Consider the following 9,147-nt stretch of genomic DNA (forward strand, 5'->3'; position numbering starts at 1 on the left):
CGATGATAGTGCGGATTGCCCGTGTGAAAGTAGGTAATCGTCAGGCTCCCCAGCAGTGAACAGAAACCCCACCCCCAAAAGGTGGGGTTTCTGCGTTTGGGACCCCGTCTGGCGAAGCGGTCCCGTAATGGATCACCCGGTAAAACGCGCATTCGACGCAAAGGGCTAATCAGCGCGAAGCTCGCGCGAGCCCGAGTACATCGCATCGCGCGAGCCTGAGTGCATTGCATCTGGCCAGTCGCGCACGCAGCGCCCGCTCTCATGCACGCAGGCGGGCGCCTCCTGCGCAGCTTTGTTCCAGTGCGCAAGCCGGCCCAAAGAACTCATAGCGGCTTTGCGACTCCGGCACGCCAATCGTCCTGAGATGTTTCTTCACGGCCCTCATGAACGCAACCGGACCGAGGAAATCGACGTCGACATCGCGCGATTCCGGCAGCCATCTGGCAAGCTGCTGCTCGTCGAGATAGCCGGTTGCATGCGGTTTTGCAGCCGTCCCATGCAGCTCGCGGGGATCGGCGCTACCGACGCAGGCGGCGTACGCCGGCTCGCGTTGACTGAGCTGGACCGTCAGGTGCGCGAGCTTTTCATCGCGCGGGTGAAAGAGGAAGGCTGCAGCGTGCGGTGTGCCGCGCCGGCTTGCGCGACGACCAGCCGCCTGTGATCACCGGCAGTTCGGACACGGGTCGCGCCCGCCGCAATGATCTTGGTACCATGCAAGGACGGCATCAGCCACAACAAATTCGAGGACGCGCGCCGATCATCTGGAAGCCGGCTGCATCGTACTGTTGCAGGCGATGCTGGATGCGGCGCAGCAGATACGGAGCGCCAGCGCATGAAAATCCTCATCGCACGAATCAACCATGAGACGAACACGTTCTCACCGGTGGCGACGCCGCTCGCTGCATTCGGCCGCAACGGACCAAGCTATGGCGAAGACGCGTTCAGGCAGAACAAAGGGATGCAAACGGCGATGGCCGCGTTCATCGACGCCGCCGAGCGCGAGCACGCCGAGATCGTGACGCCGGTGTCGGCGTCGGCCAACCCAAGCGGACCGGTCGACGCCGCCGCTTACGATGCGATCTGCGCCGCTATCCTGGCCGCGGCGAGCGGCTGCGACGCGGTGATGCTCGATCTGCACGGCGCGATGGTGGCCGAGAATTCGAACGACGGTGAAGGCGATCTGCTCGAACGCGTGCGTGCCTTGCTGCCGGATGCGCCGATTGCGGTTGCGCTCGATCTGCACGGCAACGTCACGCAGAAAATGATCGACAACGCCGATGTGATCGTCAGCTTCAAAACCTATCCGCATGTCGATATGTACGAGACCGGCGCGCACGCCGCGCGTCTGATGTTCGACCTCGTGTATGGAAACGCGAAGCCGGTGATCGCCTGGCGTCAGCCGCCGCTGCTCGCCCACACGCTACGCAGCGCGACCGCCGAAGGCGCGATGAAGCGCGCGGTGGACGCCGCCCGCGCGGCGGAAGCAGGCGGCATGCTGGCGGTGTCGGTGTTGTCAGGCTTCTCGCTGGCCGATATCGCTGTGCCTTGCGTCAGCGTCGTCGTGGTCGGCAACGGTGATCTCGCCGAGGCCGAAGCGGTCGCGGAGCGCATTGCCCGACAGATCTGGGAAGAGCGCGACGATTTCGTGTATCGCAGCGCGCCGCTCGCGGAGTCGGTTGCGCAAGCAGCGTCGCTCGCGCAAAGCGCCGACAAACCGGTGCTGTTGCTCGATCATGGCGACAATTGCATGTCGGGCGGCAGCTGCGACACCATGGACCTGCTGGAAGAAGCGCTGCAGCAGAAGCTTGAGGGTATCGTCAGCGGACCGCTGTGCGATCCGCAAGCGGTGGCGGCGCTGATGTCGGCGGGCGTCGGCAGCACCGTGACGGTGACGATCGGCAACAAGGTCGAGAGCGATGTGCGCCCGCCGCGCCCGCCGCTCGCCGTGACCGGCGTGGTGCGCGCACTGACCGACGGGGAATACGTGATCAGCGGCCCGACCTACACCGGCCAGCGTGCGTTCATGGGACGCGCCGCCGTGCTCGATACGGGCACCGTGAAGCTGGTGATGACCGAGCACCCGCACGAGCCATGGGACCTCGGCGTATTCGAGAGTGTTGGCATCGATCCGCGGCGCGCGCGTTTTCTGCTGCTCAAATCGCGCATGTATTGCCGGCCGGTTTTCGTGCCGATTGCTGCCGCGTTGGTGGAATGCGATAGCCGTGGCGTGACCAGTTCCGACTACGGGCTGTTCGCGTTCAAGCACTTGAGGCGGCCGGTTTATCCACTGGACCCCAGCACCGAATGGCCGTCGTCGAACTGAACGGAGCATGGGTGCCGGCGTCAATCGAGCATCGGGGCGCATCAGGTCTTGTGCTGTGCGCGCGGAGTCTCTATAATTCGCGCCTCTAAAGGCTCGTAGCTCAGTTGGTTAGAGCACCACCTTGACATGGTGGGGGTCGTTGGTTCGAATCCAATCGAGCCTACCAACGCATCAGTGACGTAGACGAAAGCGGCTCCGCTTTCGTCTACTGTCCTGCCAGTTTTTGTTTCCGCATTGCTTCCAATTCATCTTGTTCGGACTCCTTCGCGAGTGCGCCTGCCCGTTTGCGCTTCGCGGCTCAGGTCGTCTTTCGTCATTGCGCGGTACAGTTGAACCTCCGTCCCGGTTTCGCAACTGAATCGACTGCTGTGAGCGCGATTGTGACGCTGCGTCGGCAGCCAAAAAGGAGCTGGCGCAATGAAGAAGCTCATCAACGATGTCCGCGCCGTCGTCCCCGACATGCTGGACGGACTCGCGGCGCTCAATCCCAATCTCACGCTGTTGCAAGGCGGCATGATCGTCGTGCGGGCGGATGCCGAGGCCGTTGCTGCACGCGGCGAAGTCGTGCTGATCTCGGGCGGCGGCTCGGGCCCTGAGCCCGCGCATGGCGGCTACGTGGGTCACGGCATGCTGAGCGCGGCGGTAGCGGGCGAGGTCTTCACGTCCCCGTGCGCCGACGCGGTCCTCGACGCAATACGCGCCGTCGCCGGCGCGGCAGGTGCATTGCTGATCGTGCAGAATTACACGGGCGATCGCTTCAACTTCGGCCTCGCCGCGGAAATCGCGCGCGCCGAGGGCATTCCCACCGAGATGGTGATCGTCGCCGACGACGTTGCGCTGACCGCGAGGGGCGAGCATGCGGGCCGTCGCGGGCTGGCCGGGACCGTGCTGGTCCACAAGATCGCCGGTGCGGCCGCTGCCGCCGGCCGTCCTTTGGCCGAGGTCGCGCGGATCGCACGCGAGGTGGCGGCTTCGCTCGGCACGATGGGCGTCGCCCTGACGCCGTGCACGGTGCCCGCAGCGGGCAAGCCGGGGTTCGAACTGGCCGATGGCGAAATCGAGTGGGGGCTCGGCATTCATGGCGAACCCGGCGTGGAGCGCCGCGTCATGGAGTCGGCCGACGCGATCGTCGGCAAGCTGCTGGCAAGGATCGTCAGCGACCTCGAGCTGCCAGCCGGCGAGCGGGTGGCGCTGCTGGTGAACAACCTCGGTGGCACGCCGACGAGCGAATTGAGCATCGTGGCCGGCTCCGCGTTGCGCAATCTGGCGCAGCGCGGAATCAAAGTCGAACGTGCGTGGGCCGGCACGTTCCTGAGCGCACTTGAAATGGTCGGTGTCTCACTGACGCTGTTGCGCGTGCACGATGAGCGGCTCGTCTGGCTCGACGCCGTCGCGCACACCAGCGCCTGGCCTTGGTCGAGCGGGCGCGTCGCGCGGGCTTTGGTGCGGCCCGCACCGGTCGCGCCGACGCGCGCAAGCGGCGCGGCGCTCGGGCGGGAAACGACGCTGCGCCGCGCGATCGACGCCGTTTGCGCGTGTTTGCTGGCAGCGGAGCCGCTCTTGACCGAACTGGATCAACGCGTCGGCGATGGCGATCTCGGCATCAGCCTGTCGCGCGGCGCGCGTGCCGCGCTCGGTGAACTCGACTCGTTTCCTTCGACGCCGGGCGCCATATTGCGCCGCATGTCCGCGACGCTGCGACGCGTGGTGGGCGGCACTTCCGGCCCGCTATACGCGGTGATGCTGCTGCGCGCCGCCGTTGCGCTCGAACAGTCAGGCGGCTCGACGGCGCGGCAGTGGGCCGCGGCATTCGAGGCTGGCGTCGAGGGCTTGATGGAGTTGGGCGGTGCGCAGCCGGGCGATCGTACGATGGTCGATGCACTGCGTCCCGCCGCCGACGCGCTGCAGTCCATGCTTGCCCGCTCGGAGCCAACCGGTGTCGCATTGCAGGCTGCCGTCGACGGGGCCATCGAAGGGACGGCTCGGCAGCGTCGATGCGTCCGCGGCGAGGGCGTTCGAGTTATGTCGGCGATCGGGCGCTTGGTCATGTAGACCCCGGCGCGCGTACGGTCGCGTTGTGGCGTGCCGCGATTCGGGAGGCGCTGGTGGACTGACCAGCGTTGCGCGGGCGTGTGCACGTGCGCGCCTGCGCCAGAAAGCAAACGGCTAACAGCAGCAACGCTGTTAGCGGTGCAAAAGCCCCACGCGCTGGCTGCCCAGACCGGACGAGCGCTCGCTCCGGACGCGGGACGGTTCTGCTGGACAGACGCAGGCCACCCGGCGGCGGCCCGCATCGCAATTGAACTGCGACCCGCACGCCGTCGTCACGGGCGCAGCAGATCGAAACCGGCCAGCACCACGACGCCGCTGACGACGATCAGCGCCACCGAGTGCTGTCCGACATAGAGCAGGCCTGCAGCAGACCAGCTCGTCACAGCGAATGCGGCAATACGTTTCATACTTGATAAGCTCAGGTGAAGCCCGGCCTCAGAAGCCCAATGCAACGGCCAGTAAGCCGCCGACCACGCCGCATAGCGCAACTGCCAGCGCCACGAACATCAGCACGCGCGTGGGGAAGGAGCGGCCGAGCATGGCCATCGACGGCACGCTGATCAGCGGCAGTGTCATCAGCAATGCGCCGGCGGGACCGGCTGCCATGCCGAACGACAGCATCGCCTGGATGATCGGCACTTCGCCGGCGGTCGGAATCACGAACAGCGTGCCGGCGACCGACAGCGCGATGATCCACACCAGGCTGTTGTCGACGTTCGGTCCGATATGCGGGAACAGCCACGCGCGCGCTGCGCCGAGCACCAGCACCAGCACGATGTATTCGGGCACGAGGCGCAGCGTCATTGTGCCGAGAATCTTCAGCCAGCGCGTGAAAGCGGTGCCCGGGTCGTCGGCGGACACCAGTTGCGCCAGGGCTTCGCGCGACGCTTGCGCTTCTTTCGGCGTGACCATGCGGTTCACCAGAAAGCCGAGGCCGAACACCATCAGGACGCCGAGCGCGAGTCGCAAGCCCATCCACTGCCAGCCGAGCACGAAGCCCATGAAGATCAGCGTGGCCGGATTGAGCGCGGTGTTGCCGAGCCAAAACGCGATTGCCGCGCCCGGCGCCGCCTGGCGCGCGCGCAAACCCGCGACGACCGGAGCCGCACAGCAGGTGCACATCATGCCCGGCAACGACATCAAGCCGCCCTTCACCACGCTGCTGAAATCGGCGCGGCCGAGGGCCCGAGCGACCCATTGCGGCGGAATCAGCGCCTGCACCGCCGAGCCGAGCAGCAGGCCGAGCACCATGGCCTGCCAGATCGCCTTGCCGTACGCGAGCGCGTAATCGATCGCGGCTTGCCAGGACGCGTCCGGCGCACTCGACGACGTGCCCATCAGGATCGACTTGCCGATGGAGTGCTGGCTTGCGGCGACGAACGCGCGGTTGTAGTAGGGAAACCACTTCACATAGAAGAGGCCGACGACGGCGATCAGCAGGAACACCGTCCAGCCGAGCGCGACACGAGGTTGTCGAAGAGTTGATTGCATAAAAGACTCACGCGTTGGTTTTAATCAGATGACAGCGGGCGCGCAGCTGTCGAGTCGCACAAGCAGTGTTTTTGCCTGTTCGACCAGATCGGCGTCGTTGGGGCGGAACGTCAGTTGCAGCGCGTGCGGCAATTGCGCGAAGTGCTGATGACTGCTGCGCGCATACGCCGGATCGTAGTGCCGCTCGATCAGCTCGTGGGCCAGTTCGGCGCGCCGGTTCTCGTCGACTAGCCGCTGCCAGCCCGTCACTCGCTCGCGGCTATGCAAGCCGATCATCCGTTCCAGTTGCGCTTTCAGCGTCTCTGGGTCGTCGAACAGATGCGCGTAGTCGTGCAGCAGGTAGGTTGCGCGATCTTCGCGGCTTGATAGCACCTTCACGCAGGCGCCCTGATGAAACGTTTCCAGCAGCGCGAGCGGCAACGACACCGAACCGATGCGCCGGCTCTCCGCTTCGACGAACACCGGCCGGCCCGGATCGAACTCGCGCAGCGCGCTGACCAGCAGCGTGTCAAAACGCTTTTGCGAGGGCTGCGGCACGCCCGCCCAGGCGCCGAGCAGCGAGCCGCGATGCGCAGCCAGCGCTTCGAGGTCGAGCGTCTGCGCGCCCGCCTGGTGCAAGGCTGACAGCAGACGCGTTTTGCCGCTGCCCGTCGGGCCGACGAGGGCGATGTAATTGAGGGTCTTCGGCAGCGTGTCCAGTGCTTCGAGCGTGGCGCGCCGGTAAGTCTTGTAGCCGCCGTCCAGTTGACGCGCCTGCCAGCCGATCATGTTGAACAGCGTGGTGACCGACCCCGAGCGCTTGCCGCCGCGCCAGCAGTAGATCAGCGGCCGCCAGTTGCGCGGCCGGTCGGCGAAGGTCGTTTCCAGATGATGCGCGATGTTGCGCGCGACCAGCGCCGCGCCGATGCGCGTGCCTTCGAACGACGACACCTGCTTGTAGGTCGTGCCGACCAGCACCCGTTCTTCGTTGCTGAGTACGGGAGCGTTGATCGCGCCCGGAATGTGGTCTTCCGCAAACTCGAGAGGCGTGCGCACATCGATGATTTCATCGAAATCACCTGCTTTTTCGAGGCTGACAAGAAAGTTTTTCAAGGGATAAACGCGCAACGGGTCGGCGGAAGAATGAAATTATCGCACGCGCGGCGCGGGTGGACCGCCGGCGGGCGCGGCACCACGCGTGCGGCCGGGGCCGCGCGCGATGGCGCTTCCACGCACAGTCAGGTGCGGGCTGCGGCGCGGCGTCCGCTTACGCGTCAAACGACTTCCACGCGTCTTTCACCGCTTACCATTTCGCCGATCACGCGTGCGTCGCCGAATCCGTCGGCATGGAACAGCGCGATCACTTCGTCGACCGCTTCGGGCGCGCACGAAACCAGCAGGCCGCCGGAGGTTTGCGGGTCGGTCAGAAGCGCGCGCGCCGTGGTCGGCAGCGTTGCGGCAAGGGCAATATCTTTGCCGTAGGCGTCCCAGTTGCGGCCCGAAGCGCCGGTGACGACGCCCGCTTCCGCAAGGCCGAGCACGTTCGGCAGCCAGGGCAGGTCGGCGTAGCGCACGCGGGCAGTCAGATTGGAGCCGCGCGCCAATTCGAGCGTATGTCCGAGCAGCCCGAAGCCCGTGATGTCGGTCAGCGCATGCACCCGGTCCAGCCTCGCCAACTCCGCGCCGGGGCGATTGAGCTTGGTCGTCGCACCGATCATCGCCGCGTAGCCGGCGGCGTCCAGCCGGTCCTTCTTCAGCGCCGCCGACAGAATGCCGACGCCAAGCGGCTTGCCGAGAATCAGCATGTCGCCGGCCTGGGCCCCCGCATTGCGTTTGACGCGCCGGGGATCGACCAACCCGAGTGCGACGAGACCATAGATCGGCTCCACAGAATCGATTGAATGGCCGCCGGCGAGCGGAATGCCGGCCTCGGCGCACACCGATTCGCCACCCTTGAGCACGGCCGCGATCACGTCGTGCGGCAGCACATTGATCGGCATGCCGACGATAGCGAGCGCCATGATCGGCTTGCCGCCCATCGCGTAGACATCGGACAGCGCGTTGGTCGCGGCGATTCTGCCGAAGTCGAACGGGTCGTCGACGATCGGCATGAAGAAGTCGGTGGTGGCGACGATTGCCTGCTCGTCGTTGAGCTTGTAGACGGCGGCGTCGTCGGCGGTGTCGTTGCCGACCAAGAGGTCGGGAAAGAACGGCAGCGGCGCGCTGCGCTTGAGCAGCTCGGCGAGCAGGCCGGGGGCGATCTTGCAGCCGCAGCCGCCGCCGTGCGACAGGCTGGTGAGTCGGGGCGATTGACGGGTCTGGGCGTGGGTGTCGGTCATGGTGGCGCGATTTCAGGGCTTTGGATGACCGCAATTATGATGGTTCTTCGCGCGCCGCGCTGCGCGCGCGGTTTTCCGCGGACGAGCCCGGATAAGAAAGAACGGCGCAGACGGCCGCCGCCGACGCGCGAGCTTGTTCTATCGCTCGGGCCGGGCACGAAGTGCGTTCACGGACCGGATCAGTCATTACGGCGCGAGAAAGGCCGCTGCCGACAGGATTGGATCGCTGGGTACGCAGCTTGCGCTGAAGACGTCGCGGCTGATCGGAATCGACAGCCATTGGACGAATCTGGTGGGGGAGTCTGTTGGGGTGATCGAAATAGCTGATACGGGCGTTGAAACGCGATTCGCTGCGTGAGCGTTATCAGCCAGCATTCAATGGCTGACGACCGTTCCGAACCCCGGCCTCATGCCGGGAGTCCCCGCTCGGAACAATGGTGGTTGTCCCGCAGCGCGCTGAAATTTGCCTCGAAGGCAATGCGACCGACCGTAATGCGCTCGACTGCGCCTTCCATCTTTCGGCACAGTCTAGCCTATAGCGGGACGAACTCGTCATCGGCCATGATGTCAAAATAACGTAGCGGGCGATGCCGGTGATGATGCAACCTTTACCGCGCTGCGCGCACTTGAGGTCGCGGTGGTGCAGGATTTGACGACGCGCGGCGCGACGCTTGCCACGATGCAGAGGGTTATCACGTCCGAGCCGATGCCGCTGCTGGTGCTGGCGCAACGGCTCTATCAGGACGTGGCGCGTTACGACACGCTGTTGCAGCAGGCAGCACCGGTTCATCCTGCCTTTGCGCCATCTGCCTTTAGCGCTTCATTGAAGTAACCCTTGACTTAGCAGGCTGTTGAAAATCGCCTCGTTGTGACAACCGGGGCGCTGTTTAAAGGGATTTCGTATGCAATTCGTCCCAGAGTTGCAGCTTGATCGTTCCGATTGCGCCGCAGGCGAGCGCGCCA

General features: G+C 65.5%; 6 protein-coding genes, 1 tRNA gene and 3 pseudogenes. 5 read left to right on the forward strand and 5 right to left on the reverse strand.

Annotation, left to right across the window (positions count from 1 at the left end; all coding sequences use genetic code 11):
* Positions 1–259 precede the first annotated feature (259 nt).
* A pseudogene (locus ABQJ48_RS36980) lies at positions 260–478 on the reverse strand (hypothetical protein); the annotation flags it as partial.
* Between the two features lie 201 nt (positions 479–679).
* Here ABQJ48_RS36980 and ABQJ48_RS36985 point away from each other — a divergent pair.
* The 4 genes and pseudogenes from ABQJ48_RS36985 to dhaL form a co-directional block, all read left to right on the forward strand.
* A pseudogene (locus ABQJ48_RS36985) lies at positions 680–836 on the forward strand (Zn-dependent hydrolase); the annotation flags it as partial.
* A complete protein-coding gene (locus ABQJ48_RS36990; protein WP_367842819.1) occupies positions 833–2,323 on the forward strand; it encodes a M81 family metallopeptidase in 1,491 nt (496 codons plus the stop codon). The pseudogene ABQJ48_RS36985 and the gene ABQJ48_RS36990, both read left to right, overlap by 4 nt.
* 89 nt (positions 2,324–2,412) lie before the next feature.
* Positions 2,413–2,489, forward strand: a tRNA-Val gene (locus ABQJ48_RS36995).
* 251 nt (positions 2,490–2,740) lie between these two features.
* Positions 2,741–4,437 (forward strand): annotated as a pseudogene (gene dhaL, locus ABQJ48_RS37000) (dihydroxyacetone kinase subunit DhaL).
* A gap of 210 nt (positions 4,438–4,647) precedes the next feature.
* On the opposite strand, the gene ABQJ48_RS37005 reads toward dhaL, so the two are convergent.
* The 4 genes from ABQJ48_RS37005 to selD form a co-directional block, all read right to left on the reverse strand.
* Complete coding sequence (locus ABQJ48_RS37005; protein WP_367842820.1) at positions 4,648–4,782, reverse strand: hypothetical protein; 135 nt, start codon at positions 4,780–4,782, stop codon at positions 4,648–4,650.
* A 28-nt stretch (positions 4,783–4,810) separates the two neighbouring features.
* Entirely contained in the window at positions 4,811–5,866 is a 1,056-nt protein-coding gene (locus ABQJ48_RS37010) for a permease (protein WP_367842821.1), read from the reverse strand.
* Positions 5,867–5,890: 24 nt separating this feature from the next.
* Complete coding sequence (mnmH, locus tag ABQJ48_RS37015; protein WP_367842822.1) at positions 5,891–6,958, reverse strand: tRNA 2-selenouridine(34) synthase MnmH; 1,068 nt, start codon at positions 6,956–6,958, stop codon at positions 5,891–5,893.
* A 161-nt stretch (positions 6,959–7,119) separates the two neighbouring features.
* Positions 7,120–8,184 (reverse strand): selenide, water dikinase SelD, encoded by a 1,065-nt coding sequence (gene selD, locus ABQJ48_RS37020; RefSeq protein ID WP_367842823.1) that lies wholly within the window; start codon positions 8,182–8,184, stop codon positions 7,120–7,122.
* Between the two features lie 637 nt (positions 8,185–8,821).
* On the opposite strand from selD, the gene ABQJ48_RS37025 reads away from it, so the two are divergent.
* Entirely contained in the window at positions 8,822–9,016 is a 195-nt protein-coding gene (locus ABQJ48_RS37025; RefSeq protein ID WP_367842824.1) for a hypothetical protein, read from the forward strand.
* Positions 9,017–9,147 lie beyond the last annotated feature (131 nt).

Origin of the sequence: Paraburkholderia suaedae (assembly GCF_040812055.1) — a bacterium.
Lineage (GTDB): Bacteria > Pseudomonadota > Gammaproteobacteria > Burkholderiales > Burkholderiaceae > Paraburkholderia.